This window comes from Eggerthella sp. BIOML-A1, from assembly GCF_009875595.1.
Lineage (GTDB): Bacteria > Actinomycetota > Coriobacteriia > Coriobacteriales > Eggerthellaceae > Eggerthella > Eggerthella lenta.
In genome coordinates, this window is the sequence record NZ_WWRZ01000006.1 from 328,577 (window position 1) to 350,921 (window position 22,345).

Annotated in this window: 18 protein-coding genes and 1 tRNA gene; 16 read left to right on the forward strand and 3 right to left on the reverse strand. The window is 67.1% G+C overall.

Annotated elements, in window-relative coordinates; all coding sequences use genetic code 11:
- Positions 1-79 precede the first annotated feature (79 nt).
- From GT590_RS09435 to GT590_RS09460, 6 genes are all read left to right on the forward strand, one after another.
- Positions 80-1,471, forward strand: a complete 1,392-nt coding sequence (locus GT590_RS09435; protein WP_015760724.1) for an APC family permease — start codon at positions 80-82, stop codon at positions 1,469-1,471.
- Between the two features lie 123 nt (positions 1,472-1,594).
- Positions 1,595-2,317: a LytTR family DNA-binding domain-containing protein gene (locus GT590_RS09440; RefSeq protein ID WP_015760723.1), complete on the forward strand. Its 723-nt coding sequence runs from the start codon at positions 1,595-1,597 to the stop codon at positions 2,315-2,317.
- 170 nt (positions 2,318-2,487) lie between these two features.
- Positions 2,488-3,648, forward strand: a complete 1,161-nt coding sequence (locus tag GT590_RS09445; RefSeq protein ID WP_015760722.1) for a putative ABC transporter permease — start codon at positions 2,488-2,490, stop codon at positions 3,646-3,648.
- A gap of 161 nt (positions 3,649-3,809) precedes the next feature.
- Positions 3,810-5,234 carry an AmmeMemoRadiSam system protein A gene (gene amrA / locus GT590_RS09450; protein ID WP_015760721.1) on the forward strand — a complete coding sequence of 475 codons (1,425 nt, stop codon included), beginning with the start codon at positions 3,810-3,812 and terminating at the stop codon, positions 5,232-5,234.
- Positions 5,227-6,069, forward strand: coding sequence for an AmmeMemoRadiSam system radical SAM enzyme (gene amrS / locus GT590_RS09455; RefSeq protein WP_009307108.1), 843 nt, complete (start codon positions 5,227-5,229; stop codon positions 6,067-6,069). The genes amrA and amrS overlap by 8 nt, the downstream gene beginning before the upstream one ends.
- 86 nt (positions 6,070-6,155) lie before the next feature.
- Positions 6,156-6,252, forward strand: a tRNA-Sec gene (locus GT590_RS09460).
- Positions 6,253-6,314: 62 nt separating this feature from the next.
- Here the strand turns inward: GT590_RS09460 and selB are convergent.
- Positions 6,315-8,246 carry a selenocysteine-specific translation elongation factor gene (selB, locus tag GT590_RS09465; protein ID WP_114513351.1) on the reverse strand — a complete coding sequence of 644 codons (1,932 nt, stop codon included), beginning with the start codon at positions 8,244-8,246 and terminating at the stop codon, positions 6,315-6,317.
- Positions 8,243-9,709, reverse strand: coding sequence for an L-seryl-tRNA(Sec) selenium transferase (selA, locus tag GT590_RS09470; RefSeq protein ID WP_161171054.1), 1,467 nt, complete (start codon positions 9,707-9,709; stop codon positions 8,243-8,245). Before selA ends, selB begins: the two co-directional genes overlap by 4 nt.
- A 264-nt stretch (positions 9,710-9,973) precedes the next feature.
- Between selA and GT590_RS09475 the strand changes: the two genes are divergently transcribed.
- From GT590_RS09475 to GT590_RS09505, 7 genes are all read left to right on the forward strand, one after another.
- Positions 9,974-10,801, forward strand: a complete 828-nt coding sequence (locus GT590_RS09475; RefSeq protein WP_035585215.1) for a formate/nitrite transporter family protein — start codon at positions 9,974-9,976, stop codon at positions 10,799-10,801.
- Positions 10,802-11,065: 264 nt separating this feature from the next.
- Positions 11,066-12,340: a double-cubane-cluster-containing anaerobic reductase gene (locus GT590_RS09480; protein ID WP_161171055.1), complete on the forward strand. Its 1,275-nt coding sequence runs from the start codon at positions 11,066-11,068 to the stop codon at positions 12,338-12,340.
- Between the two features lie 4 nt (positions 12,341-12,344).
- Positions 12,345-12,641, forward strand: coding sequence for a DUF3343 domain-containing protein (locus GT590_RS09485; RefSeq protein WP_015760718.1), 297 nt, complete (start codon positions 12,345-12,347; stop codon positions 12,639-12,641).
- Between the two features lie 173 nt (positions 12,642-12,814).
- Positions 12,815-13,429 (forward strand): sulfurtransferase-like selenium metabolism protein YedF, encoded by a 615-nt coding sequence (gene yedF / locus GT590_RS09490; RefSeq protein ID WP_015760717.1) that lies wholly within the window; start codon positions 12,815-12,817, stop codon positions 13,427-13,429.
- Between the two features lie 31 nt (positions 13,430-13,460).
- Entirely contained in the window at positions 13,461-14,600 is a 1,140-nt protein-coding gene (locus GT590_RS09495) for an aminotransferase class V-fold PLP-dependent enzyme (protein WP_021409708.1), read from the forward strand.
- A 3-nt stretch (positions 14,601-14,603) separates the two neighbouring features.
- Positions 14,604-14,843 carry a DUF3343 domain-containing protein gene (locus tag GT590_RS09500; protein ID WP_015760715.1) on the forward strand — a complete coding sequence of 80 codons (240 nt, stop codon included), beginning with the start codon at positions 14,604-14,606 and terminating at the stop codon, positions 14,841-14,843.
- 40 nt (positions 14,844-14,883) lie between these two features.
- Positions 14,884-15,651 (forward strand): acyl-CoA dehydratase activase, encoded by a 768-nt coding sequence (locus GT590_RS09505; RefSeq protein WP_015760714.1) that lies wholly within the window; start codon positions 14,884-14,886, stop codon positions 15,649-15,651.
- A 301-nt stretch (positions 15,652-15,952) separates the two neighbouring features.
- On the opposite strand, the gene selD is transcribed toward GT590_RS09505, so the two are convergent.
- Positions 15,953-17,008 (reverse strand): selenide, water dikinase SelD, encoded by a 1,056-nt coding sequence (selD, locus tag GT590_RS09510; RefSeq protein ID WP_161171056.1) that lies wholly within the window; start codon positions 17,006-17,008, stop codon positions 15,953-15,955.
- A 465-nt stretch (positions 17,009-17,473) separates the two neighbouring features.
- On the opposite strand from selD, the gene GT590_RS09520 reads away from it, so the two are divergent.
- The 3 genes from GT590_RS09520 to GT590_RS09530 are packed head-to-tail and all read left to right on the forward strand — an operon-like array spanning position 17,474 to position 22,311.
- Complete coding sequence (locus tag GT590_RS09520) at positions 17,474-20,611, forward strand: molybdopterin-dependent oxidoreductase (protein WP_161187001.1); 3,138 nt, start codon at positions 17,474-17,476, stop codon at positions 20,609-20,611.
- 12 nt (positions 20,612-20,623) lie between these two features.
- Positions 20,624-21,547, forward strand: a complete 924-nt coding sequence (locus GT590_RS09525; RefSeq protein WP_161171058.1) for a 4Fe-4S dicluster domain-containing protein — start codon at positions 20,624-20,626, stop codon at positions 21,545-21,547.
- The gene (locus tag GT590_RS09530; protein ID WP_161171059.1) at positions 21,544-22,311 is read left to right on the forward strand and encodes a cytochrome b/b6 domain-containing protein; all 768 of its coding nucleotides are present in this window, start codon (positions 21,544-21,546) and stop codon (positions 22,309-22,311) included. Before GT590_RS09525 ends, GT590_RS09530 begins: the two co-directional genes overlap by 4 nt.
- The last annotated feature ends 34 nt before the right edge of the window (positions 22,312-22,345 follow it).

Consider the following 22,345-nt stretch of genomic DNA (forward strand, 5'->3'; position numbering starts at 1 on the left):
CTCTGCCGTATCGTGTATCGGGTACGTCTCGGCGCTTGCGCGCCGGACATCCGAGTGGCCTGGCGAAAGGAGCGGCTGCATGGTGGATAAGGCTCACGGCGGCGCGAAGCGCGCCTCGTCCGACGCGAGCGCCGGCAGGCAGCCGGGCGGGCAGAAGCTTGCGCGCGTGCTCGGCGTGCCGGACATGATTGTGTACGGGCTCATCTTCATGGTTCCCATCGCGCCAATGGGCATCTACGGCGGCGTGTTCTCGGAGTCGGGCGGCATGCCTGCACTCGTGTATCTCGTGGGCACGCTGGCCATGGTGTTCACGGCGCTGTCCTACGGCATGCTCATCCGCGAGTGGCCGGTGGCGGGCTCGGTGTACGCCTACACCTCGCGCGGCCTCGGCAAAGGCATTGGTTTCGTCACGGGCTGGACGCTGCTGCTCGATTATCTGTTGATTCCCTTGCTCATGTACGTGGTTGCCTCGACGGCGCTGTCCGGGCTCGTGCCCGAAGTGCCCCCGTGGGCGTTCGCCGTGGCGTTCGTGGCTGCGAACACGTTCGTGAACGTGCGCGGCATCGGACTCACCGATATCGTGAACCGCGTGGCGCTTGTGCTGGAGATCCTCGTGCTGCTCGTCTTCGTCGTGCTGGGCGTTCGATGGCTGCTCGCCGACCCTTCGTCGCGCGGTTTCTCGCTCGACCCGCTCTTCAATCCCTCGACGTTCGACCCGAACCTCGTCATGAGCGCCGTGTCGTTGGGCGTGCTGTCGTTTCTGGGCTTCGACGGCATCGCCACGCTGTCGGAGGAGGCGAAGGACGGCCGACGCGGCCCGGGTCGCGCCATGATGGCATCGCTGGTCATCGTGGGTGCGCTGTTCGTGCTGCAGACCTACATCGCGGGCTGCATCAGTCCCGACGGCGCCGCGTTCGCGGGCGACTCGGGCAACGCCTTCTACTTGGTGGCGCAGGTCGTGGGCGGACGCTGGCTGTACATCGTGTGCGCCGTTGCCACGGCGCTGGCCTGGGGAATCTTCACGGCGTTGGCCGCTCAGACGGCCGTGTCGCGGATACTTTTCGCCATGGGGCGTGCCGGCGGGCTGCCGAAGCCGTTGGCCAAGATCCATCCGAAGTACCATACGCCCTACGTCGCCTCTCTGTTCGTGGGAGCCCTCACGCTCGTGCTGGTGCTGACGTTCGGCAGGCTGGGCACCGACACCATATCCCTGTTCGTGAATTTCGGAGCGCTCTCCGCGTTCCTCATGCTACACGTTACCGTCATCGGGTACTTCTTCATCAAGAAGCGCGACGGGCGCTGGGCGGCGCATTTACTGTCTCCCTTGTGCGGCATCGCGGTGATCGGATACACGTGGTGGAGCCTCGACGTGCCGGCGAAGGTGCTCGGCCTTATCTGGATGGCGGCGGGCATAGCGTACTACCTCGTGCTGCATTACGGCTTGAGGCGCGATGTCGAGCTGGACGGGTAGTTTTCATCGTCACGTTATCCCAGCTGCGAAAACGGCGCTTTTCGCGTCGTAACCGGTTCTGGACAATATAACCCTCTTCATCGGACAATATAGCGACACGTCGAAAACTGAGGAGGTTCCGGTTTGAGGATAGCGATCTGCGATGATGACGGAGCGCTGCGAAGCGATCTGCGCAGTGCGCTGGACCGGTCGCTGGCAGGGCGTAACGTTCGGGCTCGGTACCAGGAGTACACGGCCGGCGAGCGCCTGGTAGCCGATGCGGCGAACGGAGATCCGTTCGATCTGGTGTTCCTCGACGTGTACCTCGAAGGCGTGGACGGCGTGTCGGCGGCCCGCGCGTTGCGCGCGGTGGACGCGGCGGTTCCCATCGTGTTCCTCACCGTCTCGCGCGAGCATGCGGTGGAAAGCTACGAGGTGCGTGCGACCGACTACCTCATGAAGCCGCTCGACCCGGCCGCCATCGAGCGTGTCCTCGATCGGGTTCTGCCTGCGAGCGAGCCTCGACTGGCGTTTCGGGTGGGCGCATCGCGGCGCTATTTCGCCTTCGGCGACATCGTGTATCTGGAAAGCCGCGATCATTCGGTGCTGCTGCACACCGCGGACGGAGCCTGCCATCGCGGCTTGGCCAAGCTCGACGACGTGCAGCAGGATCTGAACGATCCCCGCTTCCTGCGCTGCCATCGCAGCTGTTTGGTGAACATGGACTACATAGCCGACGTTTGCGACGATTTCATTCTACGCGACGGAACATGCGTGCCGGTACGCGTGAAAGAGCGTCGCAAGATGCACGAGGCCTATCACCGCTACTTCGTCGATGCCCTATGCGAGGGCCGCGCCGAAGCCTAGGCGCGGCCCTCGCATAGCTTTTCCCCGTTGCGGCGTTCGGCGTTTCGCGAAGCCGCCCTTCCGCAGCGCTCGTTCTCACGTTACGATACCGTTACAGCCGCGTGGCGGGTGGAGGACGGCGCGTACGATGTGCGCGCGGTATCGTCAACGACCGAGGAAAGGAATCTTGCATGAACGACACGGTGAACGAGGAAGGTCGCCTCCCGGTGCCGCTCAAGGTATTCGGCGTTCTCAGCATAGTAGGAGGACTCGCTTCCCTCGGCGACCTGGCGCCGGTGATCTTCTCCTTCGTGCAAGGCGTCGGCGGCGGCACGTACCGAACGGCGTCCATCGTCATCTTCGCCGGTCTCATGGCGGTGCTCACGTCATCGGCCGTGCTGTTCGTGTTCTTGGGCGTGCGGCTGCTGCGCAATCGCCGAGCCCACGCGGCGCAGGCGGCGAACACCCTCGCGGCGCTCACCGTGCTGGCCGTCATCGGCACGCTGATGCTGTTCGGCTTGTCTGCGCACCACATCGGCTACCTCGTTCAGATCGTCATTCTCGTCGCGGTGACCAGCTATCTCGACCCGCAGTTGCACGAGGAGCGCCGGCTACAGCGCAAGCTCAAGAAGATGGACAAGGAGCAGCGCTCGGAAGAGAGGAGGTTGGCGCGCGAGCGCAAGCCGAAAAAAGGGTTCATCACGCTGAACTTCTTCAACCTGTTCTGGATCTTCGTGGTGTGCTGCGTGCTGGGGCTCATCATCGAGGTGCTGTTCCATTTCGCGCTATACCATGAGTATCAGGATCGCGCTGGGCTTCTGTTCGGGCCGTTCTCTCCCATCTACGGTTTCGGCGCTCTGCTCATGACCATCGCGCTCAACCGTTTCCACGACAAGCCCGTGTGGGTGGTCTTCCTCGTGAGCGCCGTCATCGGCGGTGCGTTCGAGTATTTCACGAGCTGGATCATGGAGTTCTCGTTCGGCATCCGCGCATGGGACTATTCGGGCACGTTCTTGTCCATCGACGGACGCACGAACTTCGTGTTCATGGTGATGTGGGGCGTGCTGGGCGTGGCGTGGATCAAGCTTCTGCTGCCGCGGCTTTTGAAGTTGATCAACCTCATTCCGTGGAACTGGCGCTACGCGGTGACGGCCGTATGCGCGGGGCTCATGCTGGTGGACGGCGTCATGACCGTGCAGTCCATCGACTGCTGGTACGCGCGATCGGCGGGCAAGGCGCCCGACACGCCCATCGAGGAGTTTTACGCGAAGCATTTCGACAACGCCTACATGGAGCACCGCTTCCAGACCATGACCATGGATGTGAACGACGCCGCTCGAGCCGATCGGTAAGCGCGGCGATGCGCGCGTCCGTCAACGCTTGCGTATCGAATGGGCGCATGCGGCGGTAAAGGACAGGAGCGGCTGTTCGCAGGGTGTACAATCGAACCATTGAAGGGCGCACACGTTCGAACGTTCGAGCGCCCGGTCGAAGCTTGCGGGAAGGAGCTCTCATGGGAATCGTCGCCGCGTACGCCGTGCCGCATCCGCCCCTCGCCATGCCCGAGGTAGGCCGGGGCCAGGAGCGCGCCATCCAGGACACCCTCGACGCGTATCGCGAGGTGGCGCGCCGCATCGCTGCCCACGCGCCCGAGACAGTCGTCGTGGTGTCGCCCCACGCCCCGCTGTTCCGCGACTGCTTCCATCTGTCCACGGGCGACTTCGACCGCGGCGACATGGGGCGCTTCGGCGCATGGGACTCTTCCATGACCGTGCAATACGACGGCGAGATGACGGCCGCCATAGCCGCGTGCGCGCGCAAGCACACGGTGCCGCTGTGCGGCAGCGGCATGGGCGGGAAGGATCTCGACCATGCCACCATCGTGCCGCTGCATTTCGTGAACGAGGCATATTCGACGTACCAGGTGGTGCGCATCGGGCTGTCGGGCCTCTCGCCCCAGACGCACCTCGCGCTGGGGCGCTGCATCGCCGAGGCGGCCGCCGATCTGGATCGCAGCTGCGTCCTCATCGCCAGCGGCGACTTGTCCCATAAGCTTGCGAGCGACGGCCCGTACGGCTACGCTCCGCAGGGCCCCGTGTTCGACCGTATGGTCACCGCGCTGTTCGATGCGGGCGATTTGAGCGGTCTGCTGGAGATAGACGAGACGTTCGGCGAGGAGGCGGCGGAATGCGGCCTGCGCTCGTTCTGGATCATGGCGGGCGCGTTGGAAGGCCTTCCCATCTCGCACGAGCTGCTCAGCTACGAAGGCCCCTTCGGCGTGGGTTACGCGGTGGCCGCGTTCGAGGTGCAGGGCTCGGCCGGCGACGGCGCCGTGCGGACCGCGGTTGACCGCGATGAGGATCGCAGCGGTGCGCGCGACGCAGCCGCGAACGATGCGCCGGTCGACCCGTACGTTGCGCTTGCCCGCGCCAGCGTCGAAGGGTTCGTGCGCACGGGCAACCCCATAGCGGTGCCCGACGGCCTGCCGCCCGAGCTGTCGGACAAGCGCGCCGGCGTGTTCGTGTCGCTGCACGAACACGGCGAGCTGCGCGGCTGTATCGGCACCATCTCGCCGGTGACGGGCAGCACGGCCGCCGAGATCGTGCGCAACGGCGTGGCGGCGGCTTCGGAGGATCCGCGCTTCCCGCCCGTGCGCCCCGACGAGTTGGACGCGCTGTCGTATTCGGTGGATGTGCTGTTCACGCCCATGCCCGTCGAGTCGATCGACCAGCTGGACCCGGCCCGCTACGGTGTGATCGTGACGAAAGGCTGGAAGCGGGGGCTGCTGCTGCCGAACCTCGACGGCGTGGACTCGGCGCAGCAGCAGGTGGACATCGCGAAGCGAAAGGCCGGCATCGACCTGTTCGACGACGACGTGGAGCTGGAGCGCTTCGAGGTGGTGCGCCACGAACGCGGGGGAGAGCCGCGCCGTGGCTGACGGGCGCGCCGTGTGCGGCGTGTGCCCGCACGCCTGCGCGCTTTCCGAAGGACGGCGCGGGCTGTGCAGGGCGCGCGTTGCCTACGGTGGACGGGTCGTCGACGAGAATTACGGGCGCGTGACCTCGATCGCGCTCGATCCGGTGGAGAAGAAGCCGCTCGCGCGGTTCCGCCCGGGCTCGACCGTGCTGTCGCTGGGAAGCTACGGGTGCAACCTGCGCTGTCCGTTCTGCCAGAACGCGGATATCGCCTGCGCGGGCGCGGAGGATGCGGCATGGCGCTACGTGGCGCCCGAAGAGGCGGTCGGCCTGGCGCTGCGGGCCCGCGATCGCGGATGCGTAGGCGTCGCGTACACGTACAACGAACCGCTCGTGGGTTACGAGTACGTGCGGGACGTCGGACGGCTCGCGAGCGAGGCGGGGCTTGCGAACGTGCTGGTGAGCAACGGGATGGTGAACGAAGAGCCGCTTACCGAGCTCCTCGGCATCGTGGACGCGGCAAACATCGACCTCAAGGGGTTCACGCAGGGATTCTACGATACGGCGGGCGGCGACCTGTCCGCGGTCAAGCGCACCATCGAAACGCTGGCGGCCGATCCGACGTGCCACCTCGAGGTGACGACGCTCGTCATCCCCGGGCTCAACGACGATCCCGACGAAATCGATGCGGCAGCGGCTTGGCTGGCATCGCTCGATCCCGCCATCCCGTACCATCTCACGCGCTTCTTCCCGTGCCATCGGATGCTCGACCGGCCTCCAACCCCCGTGTCCGCGCTCCATGCGCTGGCGGATGTGGCGCGTCGCCACCTGAGCGACGTACTTTTGGGGAATTGCTGAACGATACGCAACATTTCGGAACGCGCGTCCTCGTCGCGGACAAATGCGCTATCATATCTACGGTGCCGAAACGGCACCTTCTTATTGGAGATGGATGGGTCCTGGTGGGCTCCACGGCCTTCAAAGCCGCTGTGAGGCGTGCAGAACGTCTCGGGTGTGTTCGATTCGCACACATCTCCGCCAGAAACGCAAGCGCCCCGATCGGGGCGCTTTTCGTATTCCCGGATAGAACCTCCCTCGGGGCGTCATCTTCCTCCCGGCACCCTCGTGTCGCCTTCGCGGCGAGTGACGGCTTGGGAGTCGAAGTACTCGAGCAGGGGGATGGCGTACTTCCTGCTGGTGCCCATCGCGTCCTTGAGCTCGGCTGCGGTGGCGGGGCCGTCAACCAGACGGGCGCGCACGGCTTGCTCGAAGGCGGCCAGCGCCGATACGTCGAAGTAGAAGTCGGCTCCGATGCGCCGTACGAGGCCCTGCTTCTCCAGACTTCCCAGCGCGCGGTGGACGAGCGAGGAGTCTAGGCCGCTCGATGCGATGAGCTCGCCTGTGGACGGCGGCGCCCCGGCTGCGGCGGCCAGCGTCTCGCGCAGCTGCTCGGCGGCCTGCTCCTCCAGCTTGCGCGCGCCTGCTCCGGCTTTGGGATGGCTCACCTCGCCCCCGTCCGTCACCGCGGCGCCGCGCGCGACCGCGTCGTCCAGCAGCGCGTCGAAGCAGCCCGCGTCCGCGCGCGGCAGGCAGCGCCGGCGCAGCGCGTCCTTCGCGATGCCGGTGGCGGCCGGGTTCTCGGCATGGAACTTCAGCAGGGCGTTCTCGATGGCGGCGCGCTGCTTCTGCAGCACGGAGGGGGCGGCGTAGCGCAGCGCGCGCTCGCCGCCGAGGCGCACCGCAGCGCCGCGCGCGGCAAGGGCTTCGAGCTCGCGGGCGGCCGCGTCCTCCTCGAGCCCGGAAAGCGTCGCCAGCTCGGCGGCCGTTACGGGCGCGGCGGTCAGCGCGAACGCGGCGTGCGCCACGGCGGCCTCGTCGCCTTCGCGCAGCGCGTCCAGCAGCTCGAGCGCGCCCGGTGCCAGCGTGGTGGTGCGGCGGGGGCGGGCGCGCAGCACCTCGCCGCCGCCGACGACGTGCACGGGCGAGTACGAGCGCACGACGAAGCGGTCGCGCCATGCTACGGGCAGCGGCTCGTCGAGGCGGATCTGCGCGTAGGCGCGCTCGCCGACGCCGAGCGACGGCCGTCCGTCCATGAGCAGCACGCGGCCGGTGACCTCGCGCGTGCCGTGCGCCACGTGCACGCGCGCGCCGCTGACGAGCGGCTTGCCCTTGCCTGGCACGCCGAGGAACGCAAGGTGGGCGTCGAAGCGGTCGGTGGCGCTCGCCGCACCGGGCGCGGCCAGGAAGTCGCCCGGTCGAACCTCGTCGGTGGACACGGCGTTCAGGTTGAGGGCGACGCGGTGCCCGGCGTCGGCGCGATCGACGGGCTCGCCGTGCACCTGCACGCTGCGCACGCGCGTGCGCAGGCCGGAGGGCAGCACCTCCACCTCGTCGCCCGTCCGGGCCGACCCGCTCCACAGGGTGCCCGTGACCACGGTCCCGGCGCCTTTGATGCTGAACACGCGGTCGACGGGCAGGCGCAGGCGCGAGCCCGCCTTCGCGCGCCGCGTGGTGCGCGCCGCGCGTGTCAGAGCCTCTTGCAGCTCGGGAAGCCCGGCGGCCGTGCGGCTGGACACGGGGACGATATCGGCATCCGCGAAAGGCGTGCCGGCCAGGCGGCCCCGCACCTCGTCGGCCATGAACAGCGCCCATTCCTCGTCCACGAGGTCGGTTTTCGTGAGCGCCACCACGCAGGTGCGTATGCCCAGAAGCTCCAGCACGGCCAGGTGCTCCTCGGTCTGCGGCATGATGCCGTCGTCGGCGGCGATGCAAAGAAGCGCCAGGTCGATGCCCGTCGATCCCGCTATCATCTGGCGCACGAAGCGCTCGTGGCCCGGCACGTCCACCACGCCGAGCACGGTGCCGTCGGGAAGCGCTAGGCGCGCGAAGCCCAGCTCGATGGTGATGCCGCGCTGCTTCTCCTCTGCCAGACGGTCGGGGTCGGTTCCGGTCAAGGCCAGCACGAGCGACGACTTGCCGTGGTCGATATGGCCGGCCGTGCCCAGCACGAGGTCGGTCTGCGTGTGCCCGCTCATGCGCGGCTCCCCTCGGCTCCGGCGTCGAGCGCGTCGAAGTAGGCGCGCACGGCCTCGGCGACCTCGGCTAGCTCGTCCTCGGCCACGGTGCGCGCGTCCAGCAGCACGGCGTCGTGCTTGATGCGCCCGATCACGGGCACGTCGCGCCGCGCAATGAGGAACGTCTCGCACCCCTGCGCGTCCCCGCGCGAAAACTCGATGCGCACCGCATGCGAGTCGATGTCGCACAACGGCAGCGCGCCGCCGCCGGCTCGCGCGGTATCCGGTACCACGTCGATGCGCGCCGCCCCTGCGGGAAGCGCTTCCTCCAAGGTGCGCGCCAGCCGCTCGGCGCGCCCGCGCACGGCTTCGGCCGGCTCGGACAGCATGCGCAGCGCAGGGATGCGCTCGAGCGCGATCGCGGGGTCGAGGTAGAGGCGCAGCGTGGCCTCCAGCGCGGCCAGCGTCATCTTGTCGAGGCGCATCGCGCGGGCGTAAGGGTTCTTCTTCAGCCGGTCGATGAACCGTTTCGCTCCCACGATGATGCCCGCCTGCGGGCCGCCCAGCAGCTTGTCGCCCGAGAACGACACGAGGTCGCAGCCCGCCTGCAGCGACTCGGCCACGGTGGGCTCGGCGTACGCGCCGAACGCATCGAGGTTCAGGAAGGCGCCCGATCCCTGGTCCTCGTACACCAGAAGCTCGCCCGCGCCCGGCTCGCCGGATGCCGTGCGCCGTGCGTTCTCGGCATCGGCCAGCGGGCGCAGGTCGCGCGCCGACACGCTCTCGGCGAAGCCCACCACGCGGTAGTTCGAAGGATGCACCTTCAACAGCATCGAGGTGTCGGCGCCGATGGCGCGCTCGTAGTCGACGGTATGCGTCTTGTTCGTGGTGCCCACCTCCACCATGCGCGCCTGCGACAGCTCCATGATGTCGGGTATGCGGAACGATCCGCCGATCTCCACCAGCTCGCCGCGCGACACCACGGCTTCGTGCCCGCGCGCGAACTCGTGGAGCACCATCATGACCGCCGCCGCGTTGTTGTTCACGGCCAGCGCCGCCTCGGCGCCGGTGAGCGTGCAGATGAGGCGCTCCACATGGTCGTGGCGGCTGCCGCGCGCCATGGCATCGGTGTCGTACTCCAGCGTGGAGTAGCCGTGCGCCACGTCGCTCACGGCGCTCACGGCCTCGTCGGCAAGCGGGCTGCGCCCGAGGTTCGTGTGCACGACGATGCCCGTGGCGTTGATCACGCGGCGCAGCGACGGGGGCGCCCGGGCGCGCGTCGATTCGGCGAGCGCCGGAACGTCGACCCGTTCGCATGCTCCCGCAAGCACGGCTCGACGCGTCTCGTCGACGGCCTCGCGCACGCAATCGGCCAGCACGCTGCGGGGGAGGAGCGACAGAAGTGCGCTCACCTCGGGCAGCTGGAGCATCTCCTCCACCTGCGGGAGCGCGCGGAGCAGATCGGTGCGTGACGGATTCGCCATGGAAACGCCTTTCTCGAACACGGGTGCGGGGATGCGCGGCCGACGCGGCCGCTCGCCAAAGTATACCAGTGTTGCGCGCGCCCATGCACCGACGGCCGGGTATCGATTCGGCGATGCGACGAGCAGGACGACGAGATGGGGAAATTGTCGAGGAAAACGCTTTTGTTTCTCCCTGCGCCCGCGAGTTGCGGTATCATACCGTGCGACTTCGCAGGGGACGCGCGAAGAAGCCGCGACCAGGCAAGGAAGGAACCAGATGCGATCATGATGCAGGACGAGATCCAAACGCTCAGGCCGGATGCGCTGTCGCCGGCTGAAATCGCGGAGAAGGCCGAGAAGGTCGGCGAGGCCAAGGCGGCCATGCCGAAGGCGAAGTGCTTCGCGTCCGCGATGCTGGCCGGCGCTTTCATCGCGTTCGGGGCGCTGTACTTTTGCGTGTTCCTGGGTGACCCTGCCGTGCCGTTCGCGGTGCAGCGCGCGGTGGGCGGACTCTGCTTCTGCCTCGGGCTGGTGCTCGTGCTGTGCTGCGGCGCGGAGCTGTTCACCGGCAACGTGCTTCTGGTGTGCGCGAAAGCGTCGGGCCGCATCGGCTGGAAGCCCCTGCTGGGTAACTGGCTGCTCGTGTGGCTCGGCAACCTCGCCGGCGCGCTCGTCGCGCTCGCGCTCGTCCACTTCGCGAACGTCGCCGCCATGAACGGAGGCGCGGTGGGCGAGGCCTTCGTCAGCGTGGCCGCGGGCAAGGTGGCGCCCGATTGGACGACGCTGTTCTTCAAGGGCGTCATGTGCAACATCCTCGTGTGCCTGGCCGTGTGGATCGGGTTCTCGGCGCGCACCGTCGCCGACAAGGTGCTCGGCATCCTGCTGCCCATCTCTGCGTTCGTTGCGTGCGGGTTCGAGCACTGCGTGGCGAACATGTTCTTCCTCCCCATGGGGCTGTTGCTCAACTCGATGGGGGTGGGTGCGCCCGACGCGGTGACGCTGGCCGGCATCGCGACGAACCTGTCGGCCGCCACGCTGGGCAACGTCGCCGGCGGCGTCGCCGTCGGCATGGCGTACTGGTTCGTGTACCGGAAGAAGGACGTCGATCGGTAGGGGCTTTTCCGCCGGCCTTTCGCCGATAAGCTGCCCTGCGATTGCGGCGGGCGGCTGCGATACGGTATCATTACCTCGTCGCCTCGCATTGGCACGATTCTGCGCGGGTGCCATTTCTGCATGCAAGGCGACGCTTCATCATCGCGCACCTCATCGCGTCCCGCATGCGCATGCGCGCATCCGGCGACGCTGCACCGTCATTTCTGCAACGACAACCGAATAACATCGCAACTTTGCTATCGACTGGTATCGAAGGGGGCCTTCATGGCTGACTATCAGGCAATGTGGAAAGACTTGGGCATGGATCTGGAGACGCACGACCAGCTGTGCGCCGTGCTGCCGATGGCGTTCGGCGACACGTACCTCACGCAGGAGAACCGCCCTGAGAACATGGCGTTCTACGACTTCGTGGTGTCGGAGATCCACGGCGTGCGCCCCGCGGAGCTCATCGAGCTGCAAAAGCAGGGCGGCAAGGTGTTCGGCACGTTCTGCGTGTTCGTGCCCGACGAGGTGGTCGTCGCCTGCGGCGGCGCCGTCACGGGGCTGTGCGGCGGCTCGCAGTTCTGGGTGCCCGAAGGCGAGAAGGTGCTGCCCAGCGGCATCTGCCCGCTGATCAAGGCGTCGCTCGGTGCGCACTTCGGCAAGACGTGCCCGTACTTCAGCGTGGCCGACATGTACGTGGGCGAGACCACGTGCGACGGCAAGAAGAAGGCCTACGAGATCCTGGGGGCCGACAAGAAGACCTACGTTATGGACGTGCCGCAGATGAAGCGCGAGAAGGACATCGCGGCGTGGAAAGACGAGATCGCGCTGTTCGCCAAGGAGGTGGAGGCCGAGACGGGCAACGAGCTGACGGCCGAGAACCTTGCCCGTGCCATTCGCACCATCAACGAGAAGCGTCGCGCGCTGGCCCGCGTGTTCGAGGCGCGCAAGGTAGACCCGGTGCCCATCAGCGGCAAGGACGCCCTGCTCATGATGCAGATCGCGTTCTTCGACGACCCGGTGCGCTGCGCCGAGACGGCGAACAAGCTGGCCGACGAGCTGGAAGCGCGCATCGAGCGCGGCGAGGGCGTGGTGCCCGCCGGCACGAAGCGCATCCTGATCACGGGCACGCCGCTGGCCATCCCGAACTGGAAGCTGCACCATATCGTCGAGACGAGCGGCGCCGTGGTGGTGTGCGAGGAGATGTGCACGGGCACGCGCTACTTCGAGAACGAGGTGGACGAGGGCGAGGGCACGCTCGACGGCATGTTCCAGGCGTTGGCGCAGCGCTATATGAAGAACAACTGCGCGTGCTTCACGCCGAACCCGGGTCGCGTCGCGGACGTGGTGCGCATGGCGAAGGAGTACAAGGTCGACGGCGTGATCGACGCGAACCTCAAGTTCTGCACGCTCTACGACGTGGAGAAGGCGCCGCTGGCGGACGCGCTTGCCGAGGAGGGCATCCCGTGCCTGGGCCTCGAGACCGACTACGCCGACAACGACGCCGAGCAGCTGCGCACGCGCATCGGCGCGTTCATCGAGATGCTGGACGCGTAAGGCCATGCAACAAGACGCTGCCGATACCGTGAACAAGGACGCACGTCCCGAGGATTGCTATATCCTGTTCTCGAGCCATACCGACGGCTGGCGTCTGTACGAGCTGGCGCGCGACGCGGGGGCCAAGGCGAGGATATCGCCCACGCCCCGCGCCGCGCGCGCTTCCTGCGGGGTGTCGTTGCTCGCGTCGTGCGACGACGTGGAGCTGCTGGAGCGCCTCGCGCAGGAGGAGGGCGTCCCGATCGAGGGCGTAGCCCGGCTGCCGCGCCAGCTGAACGCGCGGCGCGACATATTTTGCTGAAGGGGAACGACCGCGGTAGGCTGTCGTCCTGCAGGCGGTGCGGAGGCCGTGCATGCTTTCATCCTGAGCGCAGCGCGCAGCCCGGAGTCGAAGGATCCCGCGCGGCGCCAGCTGGAAGCGCCACGGCCGTCGCCGTGCGGGATGACAACCGACGATGAGAAAGAAGGAAGACGATGGAGCAGATCGACGCACGGGGTCAGGCGTGCCCGCTTCCCGTGGTGCGCGCCAAGAAGGCGCTCTCGGCCATGGGGGAGGGCGTGCTCGAAGTGCTCGTTGACAACGAGACCGCGGTGCACAACCTGGAGGCGCTGGCGAAGACGCTCAAGGTGGAAGCCGTCGGCGAGAAGCGCGGCGAAGATGCGTTCGCGGTGACCTTCTCGAAGGGCGCGGCGGCGTCGGACGGCCAGGCGGGAAGCGCCGCGAGCTGCCCGGCGGTCGATCCGGCGCCGACGGGCGGCCGGGTGGCGGTGATCCCGTCCGAGTTCATGGGCTCGGGGGACGACGAGCTGGGAGCCGTGCTGATGAAGGGCTTCGTGTTCGCCCTGACGCAGCTCGACGAGCTGCCGGAGACGGTGCTCATGTACAACGGCGGCGTGAAGCTCGCCTGCACGGGCTCCTCGTCGCTCGACGACCTGCGCACGCTCGCCGAGGCCGGCGTCGAGATCATGAGCTGCGGCACGTGCCTGAACCATTACGGGCTGGCCGAGCAGCTGGAAGTGGGCGAGGCCACGAACATGTACGTGATCGTGGAGAAGCAGGCGAGCGCGCGCGGCATCATTCGCCCGTAGGGCCGAGCCGAGACGTAAGGATCGTGGAGCTATGATCTACTTCGACAACGCGGCCACCACCGCCGTCAAGCCGCCCGAGGTGGCCGAGGCGGTGGCGCGGGCCGTCAACAGCTTCGGGGGCGTGGGCCGCGGTGTGCACGAGGCGTCGCTCGACGCGGGCTATGCCGTGTTCCGGGCGCGCCAGCAGCTGGCTCGGCTGTTCGGTGCGGCCGACCCGTCGTGCGTATCCTTCGCCAGCAACGCCACCGAGGCGCTGAACACGGCCATCGCCGGGCTCGCGCGGCCGGGGGACAAGCTGGTGACCACGGCCGCCTCGCACAATTCGGTGCTGCGCCCGCTGTACCGTCTGGCGGACGAGCGCGGTTGCGAGGTGGTCGTGGTGCCCCACGACGCGCGCGGCGCGCTCGACTACGACGCGTTGGAGGCGGCGCTTCCGGGAGCGCGGCTGGCGGCGGTGACCCATGCTTCCAACCTCACCGGCGACGTGTACGACATCGCCCGCATCGCGCGCCTGTGCCGCGAGCGCGGCGCGCTGCTGGTGGCGGACGCGGCCCAGACGGCGGGCGTCGTGTCCATCGACATGGGGCGCGATGGGCTGGACGTCGTGGCGTTCACCGGGCACAAGAGCCTGTACGGCCCCCAGGGCACGGGCGGCCTCGCCGTGGCGGAAGGCGTGGAGATCGAGCCGCTGAAGGTGGGCGGTTCGGGTACGCACAGCTACGACCGGCATCATCCCGCGCGCATGCCCGAGCGCCTGGAGGCGGGCACGCTGAACGCCCACGGCATCGCCGGCTTGGGCGCGGGGCTGGCCTATATCGAGGAGCGCAGCGTGGAGGAGCTGGGCGCGCAGGTGCGCGCGCTGGCCGAGCGCTTCGAGCGCGGCGTGCGCGGCATCGACGGCGTGCGTGTGCTGGGCGGGGGCGGCGACGCGGGGCGTTGCGGCATCGTCGCGCTCAACGTGGGAGATGCGGACTCCGCGGCGATCGGCGACGCGCTCAATGCCGAATTCGGCATCTGCACGCGCGCCGGCGCCCATTGTGCGCCGCTCATGCACGAGGCGCTGGGCACGCAGAGCCAGGGCGCCGTGCGGTTCAGCTTCAGCAGCTTCAACACCGAGGACGAGGTGGACGCCGGCATCGCCGCCGTGGCCGCCATCGCCGAGGAGGCCTGAACCGTGCGGAGGAAGACGCCGAAAGCCGTGGTGACCTTCGCGTCCACGAGCGACGCGATGGCCGTCGAGGCCGCCGCCCGCGAGACGGGCCTCCCAGGCAGGATGATCCCCATTCCATCCGAGGTTTCCGCAGGTTGCGGCCTAGCCTGGTGCGTCCCTGCCGAGGAGCGGGACGCGCTGCTGGACGCCTTCGAGAGCGGCGGCCTGGCATACGAGGCCGTGCACGAGGTGGAATTGTACTAGGCACCCCTCCGCGCCAAGAAAAGATGAAAGGACCTAGCCTATGCCCTCGATCGGCATCGACGTAGGAAGCACGGCCGCGAAGGCGGCGGTGTTCGAAAACGGCCGGCTCGCCGAGACGCTTGTGTGCCCTACGGGGTTCAGCAGCGTTGACGCGGCCGAGCGCCTGGCCCAGCAGCTGCTCGCGCGCGGCTTCGACCCGCGCAGGCTTCCCTGCGTTGCAACGGGCTACGGACGCGTCGCGGTCCCCTATGCGGATCGCGTGGTCACCGAGATCACTTGCCACGGCAAGGGCGCCGGTTTCCTGTTCGGCGGCGGGGGCACCGTGGTCGACGTGGGCGGCCAGGACACGAAGGTCATCGTGCTGCGCGGCGGCAAGGTGGTCAAGTTCGCGATGAACGACAAGTGCTCGGCCGGCACGGGGAAGTTCCTCGAGGTCATGGCGAACCGCCTCGGCGTCAGCCAGGAGGAGCTCGCGCGCCTCGCGCGGGCGGGCGCGCCCACGTCCATCTCGTCCATGTGCACGGTGTTCGCGGAATCGGAGGTCATCAGCCTCATCGGCAAGGGAACGCCGCGCGAGGACATCGCGTACGCCGTGATCGAATCGGTGGTGGAGCGGGTGTCGGTGCTCGTGGCGCAGGGCAAAGGCGCGCCCTACTTCCTGACGGGCGGCCTGTGCGACAACGGGTACTTCGTCGAGCGCCTCGGCGCGCGCTTGGGCGAGCCCGTGGCCACCGAGTCCCGCGCGCGCTTCGCAGGCGCCGTGGGAGCCGCGCTGCTGGCCGCGGAAGGGGAGGGGCGCCGAAGTTGAGCCGCGTCGGCTTTCTGCCGCGGAATCGGTCCTTTTCGCCCATGTCCTCGACTTATGTGCGCTTCCGCCATGCCGAATCGCCCGTTTGCGTCGCCTTCGCGTGCTACGTGCTTTAAAAACGCAGGTCGGAAATTAACCGAGGCGTACTTTCGTCCGTTCGACGTCTCGGCAGGTGCACATAAGTCGCGAACATGGCGCTTTCCCGGGGTTTTCAATGGCGAAGGTGCGCATAAGGTAAGGACATAGCCTTTCCCGTGCAACGTCCGCCGGCCGCATCGCCCCCCTTCGGGGCGATGCGGCTCTACTTCATGCTGATCTCGCCCGCCGCGCCGTCGCGAACACGGCCGATCAGCGCAGGCGCGCGACCGGCGGCCGCTTCGAACGCGCGCGCGAACTCGTCGGCCTCGTCGGGCGCCACGGCCACCAGCAGGCCGCCGGACGTCTGCGGGTCGCACAGCACGCCCATGCGGTTCTCGAATTCCTCGTCTCCGAGGCCGCCCTGCCTCACGAAGGCGCGCGCCCAGTCGATGATGCCGAACGTCTTGGCGGGGCGGCAGAAGTCGCAGGAATACCGGTAGACGCCCTCGAACAGCGGCAGGTCGTCCCAGACGAGCTCGGCCGACGCGTTCGAGGCGTCCAGCATCTCGTGGAGGTGCCCGGCCAACCCGAAGCCCGTCACGTCGGTGGCGGCGTGCACGTGCGCGGCCGCCATCGCCTCGGAGCCCGCCTTGTTGAGCTCCATCATGGACGCGATGACGGGGCGCATGCCCTCGTCGTCCTCGAGGCCGGCCCGGAACGCCGAGTTCATGATCCCCGAGCCGAGGACCTTCGTGTAGAACAGCGCGTCGCCCGGCTGTGCGCCGCCGTTGCGCACGATGCGGTCGGGGTGCACGGTGCCGAACACCGACAGGCCGTACTTCGGCTCGTCGTCCTCGATGGAGTGGCCGCCCACCACGAACGCGCCCGCCTCGCGCACCTTGTCGGCGCCGCCGCGCAGCACGTCGGCCACCACGTCGGTGCCCAGGCTGCACGGGAACGCGAGGATGTTGAGCGCCGTCAGAGGCTTCGCCCCCATGGCGAACACGTCGGACAGCGCATTCGCCGCGGCGATGGCGCCGAACTCGTAGGGGTCGTCCACCACCGGGGTGAAGAAATCGAGCGTCAGCACCGCGGCCGTGTCGTCGTTCAGACGGTAGACGGCGGCGTCGTCGGACGTGTCGAAGCCCAGCAGCAAATCTGCGTCGGGCGGCGGCGCGATGTCCTTCAGTATCTCTTCGAGGTCTCCCGGACCCCACTTCGCCGCTCAACCGCCCTTCTCGGTAAGGCGGGTGAGACGAATGCGCTCTGTCTCGCTCATGGGACTCCTTTCGCATGCGACGAATCGGTCGTTTCTCGCAGTATAGCAGTCCGTCCCGTCGGCCGTTCGTCCCGCCTCCAAGGCGTCATGCATCCCGTCTTCGGCGCCGTACCCGGATCGCGCTGGCCGTTCGCCGGAACCGCCTATGCCGTTCGCAGCCGGAAAGCGACCGTTCGTTTTGCCTCTTCAAGGGGAAGTATGACGTTTACCGAATATTCTCGAATAGATCACAGGATTTTGCGCATAAAACGGGTCGCCTCATCAGAAACTGATGATGTCGCATCCGATGGAGCTTGTTAGGATTGCGGCGGTCGAGCGGTGGAGGGCTGCCGACTCGGCCACGGCATGTATGTACCGGTACCACGAGCAGGACGACGTCTCCCATGCCCTCGGCGACGTTCTCTCGCTGGCATCGGCGCACGATTCTCAACGGACGAGAAGACGAGAAGGAAGGAGAACGAGGACATGAATCTGTCACGCAGGGGCTTTTTCAAAGCCGCCGGCGCAGCGTTCGCCACTACCATGGCGTTCGAGCTGTCCTCACAGTCGGAGGCGCTGGCCGTCGAGCCCGCAGCCGACTGGAAGCTCGTGAACACGGAGGAGTACACGAACATCTGCTGCTACTGCTCCGGCGGTTGCGGCGTGATCTGCTCCACCCGCGACGGCGAGCTGATCAACATCGAAGGCGATCCCGACCATCCGGTCAACCAGGGCGGTCTGTGCCCGAAGGGCGCCACGATGTTCCAGCTGCGCAACGTGGTGGATCCCGCCACGCGCGAGGTGATCAAGAACCCGAACCGCAGGACCCGTCCGATGGTTCGACGCCCCGGCGCCTCCGAGTGGGAGGATATCACCTGGGACGACGCCGTCGCCGAGATCGCGCGTTGGGTCAAGGACACGCGCGACGCCACGTTCGAGACGGTGTCCAACGGCATCACGGTCAACCGTTGCCACGGCATCGCCAGCTTGGGCGGCAGCCAGCAGAACTCCGAGGAAGAGTACCTCATCAACAAGATGATGCGGTCGCTAGGGGTGATAGCCATCGACAACCAGGCTCGTGTTTGACACAGCCCCACGGTTGCCGGTCTGGCAGCAACATTCGGTCGCGGTTCGATGACGAACCACTATTGCGACATGCAGAACGCCGACGTCATCTTGACGATCGGCTCCAACAACGTCGAGAACCACCCCGTTTCGTCGAAGTGGGTGCAGAGGGCGCTTGACAACGGCGCCACGTGGATCGTCGTCGATCCGCGCTACACGCGCTCGGCCGAGATGGCGGACATCTACTGTCCTATCCGCTCGGGCACCGACATCGCTTTCTACGGCGGTCTGTTCAACTACATTCTCGAGCACGACCTGTGGCAGCACGAGTACGTGCTGAACTACACGAACGCGTCCTACCTGTTGGACGAGGAGTACTCCTTCGACGTGGAGACGGGCATCTTCTCGGGCTTCGACAAGGACAGCGCCACCTACGACGCGAAGACCTGGCACTACCAGGTGGAGTCCACGAAGGAGTGGGACACCTCGGAGGGCGGCGCCTACGCCTGGGCCAAGGCCGAGGGCGTGCCCGAGTTCACGCCTCCCACCGTCGAAGTGCCGAAGCGCGACATGACCCTGCAGGACCCGATGTGCGTGTTCCAGCAGATGAAGAAGCACTATTCCCGCTACGACCTGGACACCGTGTCCGCCACGTGCGGCATGGACAAGGAGCTTTTGGAGAAGGTGTACGCCACCTACGCGGCCACCGGCGCTCCCGACAAGTCCGGTACCATCCTGTACGCGCTCGGCCAGACGCAGCACACGTACGGCGCGCAGAACTGCCGCTCCATGGGCATCCTGCAGCTTCTGCTGGGCAACGTCGGCGTGGCCGGCGGCGGCGTGAACGCGCTGCGCGGCGAGCCGAACGTGCAGGGCGCCACCGACATGGGCATGCTCGTGGCGAACCAGCCTGGCTACCTGAACTGGCCCACCGAGTACGGCACGCCGTCTCTGCGCAAATGGTGCGAGAAGGAGACGTACGCGGACGGTTACTACACCAACAAGCCGAAGTTCATCGTCTCCGCGCTGAAGGAATGGTTCGGCGACGCGGCCACGGTGGAGAACGACTACGGCTACGACTGGTGGCCGAAGGTGCCGAAGAGCCCCGACTACTCCATCATCGGCTCGTTCGAGCTGATGAGCCAGGGTATCATCAAGGGCTACTTCAACTGGGGCATGAACCCCTGCCACTCGGCGCCGAACGCGAGCAACGTGCGCCGCGCCATGGCGAACCTCGACTGGCTCGTGGTGGCCGACTGGGTGGAGACGGAGTCCGCCACCTTCTGGAAGGCCCCCGACATGAACGCCGCCGACATCGACACCACGGTGTACTTCCTGCCCGCGGCGCTGATCTACGAGAAGCCGGGCACCATCTTGAACTCTGGCCGCTGGCTGCAGTGGCGCTACCAGGCCGTCGAGCCGTGGGAAGACGCCAAGCCCGACTACGAGATCTGCGACGTGTTGTGGAAGGCCATCGTCGACCTGTACAAGAAGGAAGACGGTGTGGCTCCCGAGCCCGTCGTCAACACGAAGTGGGACTACTACGTTGACGGCAAGATCGACCCGCGCCCCGTGGCCTGGGCCCTCAACGGCTACAACTACGCCGAGGGCGGCTTCGAGAACGGCGCGCCCGATTTGCTGAGCACGTTCGCGAACCTCAAGGCCGATGGCTCCACGGCCTGCGGCATGTGGATCTACACCGGCTTCTGGGCCAACAACGACGCTCCACTCGACCCGGCCGAGCAGGCCATCGGCAGCCGCGTCGCCGACGACCCGACGGGGCTGGGTCTGCATCCCAAGTGGTCGTTCGCTTGGCCGCTCAACCGTCGCATCATCTACAACCGCGCCTCGGCGGACCTGGAAGGCAAGCCCTGGAACCCGAACCGGGTGCTGGTCGAATGGACGGGCGAGAAGTGGGTGCAGAACGACGTCGGCGACTTCGTGGCCGTGTCGAACGGCACGCCCGTGCCGCCCAACGACAAGGCGTTCATGATGCTGTGGGAGCAGAACGCGCGCCTGGAGAGCTACGGCATGGGCGACGGTCCTTTGCCCGAGCACTACGAGCCCTTCGAGAGCCCGGCGGACAACAAGCTGAACGGACGGCAGAACTCGCCGTGCGTGCGCTTCGCCGAGTTCGAGTCGGTCAAGCGCGGCGACCGCAGCCAGTACCCCATCGCGGTGACCACCTATTCGGTCACCGAGCATTGGCAGACCGGCGGCCAGACCCGCACGTGCCCGGCCCTCAACGAGGCCATGCCCGAGCAGTTCGTCGAGATGTCGGTGGAACTGGCGGCCGAAAAGGGCATCGAGAACGGCGAGCGCGTCCGCGTGTTCAACAACCGCGGGTCGGTCGAGGTCATGGCGCTGGTCACGCCTCGCTTCAAGCCGTTCAAGGTGAACGGCGAGACCGTGCACCAGGTGGGCATGACGCACCACTTCGGCTGGGCGGGCGACTTCGCCACCGGAGACATCGTCAACGACCTGCCGCCGAACGTGGGCGACCCGAACTGCTGGGTGCCCGAGTACAAGGCGTTCCTCGTCGACATCGAGAAGGCATAGGAGGGGTGAGCTATGAGTGAGAAAGCCATATTGTTCGACTCCTCCCGCTGCACCGCGTGCCGCGGCTGCCAGGTGGCCTGCAAGTGCTGGAACGGCCTGCCGTCCACCCTCGAGAAGAACGGGAACCCTTCCACGGGCTCGTACCAAAGCCCGATGGATTTGAACGGCGACACGCGCCTGCTGATCAGCTTCCATGAGGAGGCCGGCGGCGACAAGGGCGTGAAGTGGGCCTTCGGGCGCCGCTCGTGCCAGCACTGCGCCGACGCCCCCTGCGCTACCATCTGCCCTGGCGGGGCGCTGAAGAAGGACGAGGCCACCGGTTTCGTCAGCGTGGACGAGTCCAAGTGCATCGGCTGCAGGTACTGCTCCACGGCCTGCCCGTTCGACGTGCCGCAATACCACGGCGACACGAGCAAGATCAACAAGTGCACCGGATGCCTCGACCGCGTCGAGCAGGGCCTGGCTCCGGCGTGCGTGACCACCTGCCAACCGCAGGCGCTCATGTTCGGCGATCGCGAGGAGATGCTTTCCATCGCCCGGGAACGCGTGGACTACCTGCACGGCAAGGGCTATGCGGACGCCGCCTTGTACGGTGAGGACGAGGTGGGCGGCCTTCACGTGATCCAGGTGCTGAAGCACGGCGTGGAAGCGCACGGCCAGGTCGTCGACCCGCAGGTCAACCCGATGGTCGGCCTGACCCAGATCATGAAGCCGGTCACGGGCGCCGTCACGGGCCTCACGGTTGCCGGCTTGGCGGCCATGTTCGTGCTGGGCATCGGCTACAAGCGCGACAAGCTGGCGTACAACCCCGAGACGGACGACACGATCTCCGTCGACACCGGAGAGGTCGTCAAGCACGGCGACGGCCAGGACGAGGAGACGGTGATGGAGCATATCACCGAGAACCTTCCGGGCAAGAAGGGAGGCAACCGATGAGCAAGGGACCCGTCAAGGTTTCCGCTGAGGAAGCCGCCAAGAACCAGGCGTTCTTGGCAAGCATGGCAGCCAGCGGCAAGGAACGCTACATCAAGCGCCACTCGCTGCAGGCGCGCTTGACGCACGGCATCACCATCGCGGCGTGCATCCTGCTGTGCATCTCCGGCCTGTTCGTGTTCGTTCCGGCCCTCGCGGCCGCTGTCGGCGCGGACACGGTGTTCGCCATTCGCATGTCGCATCGCATCATCGGCGTCGTGTTCGTCGCGGTGCCGCTGATCAGCGCCCTGCTGGCTCCGAAGGGCGTGGCGCACATCTTCAAGAACCTGTTCGATCGTTGGGATTCCGACGACAAGAAGTGGATGATGCTGTTCTTCCCGTACCTGTTCATGGCCAAGTGGATCCACATGCCCGACCAGCGCGAGGTCAAGAGCGGCCAGCGTTTCGCCGACGGCATGCTGTGGTTCGCCGGAGCGCTCATGGGCATCACGGGCATCATCCTTCTGCTGGGCACGACGCTGTTCGATTTCGGTGCGGGCGTGCACGGCGTGACCCTGTTCCTGCACGACATAGGCTTTCTGCTGATCGCGGTGTTCGGCCTGGCGCACATCTTCCTGGGCGCCGGCATCTTCCAGCCGTACCGCGGCACGGCGAAGCTCATGTTCGGCGACGGCACGGTGTCCGAGTCCGACGCCCTGTACCACTGGGGCCACTGGGCCCGCAAGGAGATCGCCACGGGCGAGAACGTGGTGGAGAAGGCGAAGTAAAAGCGCGGCGACCCGTTCGTGGGGGGGGGGGCGG